Source organism: Bradyrhizobium sp. Kon69, assembly GCF_055807515.1.
Map to the genome: position 1 here is coordinate 1 of NZ_JBVVOS010000541.1, position 241 is coordinate 241.

The 241-nt window shown below is 53.5% G+C and carries 1 protein-coding gene; it reads left to right on the forward strand.

The annotated features are described in order from the left end of the window. Nucleotides 1–57: 57 nt before the first annotated feature. A partial coding sequence (locus AC0L3U_RS40085; RefSeq protein WP_473365222.1) for a ParB N-terminal domain-containing protein occupies nt 58–241 on the forward strand: 184 nt, incomplete at its 3' end.

Genomic DNA, 241 nt, shown 5'->3' on the forward strand with positions numbered 1-241 from the left:
GATTTCGGTTTCGGGTCCCGGAATTAAGATAACCCTGTCTGTCTGGAGACTTTTCTGTTGGCCCCGCGACAGTTCTGCCTGAAATATCAGCAAATCCTCGCGTCGATCCAGGACGTCGGACTGGTGGAACCACCCGCTGTAACACCAGTACCTGGCCGCGCCGGACATTACTTTTTGGTTGATGGGCACCTGCGTATTGAAGCGCTCAAGGATCTAGGTGAATTGGAAGTCGATTGCCTCG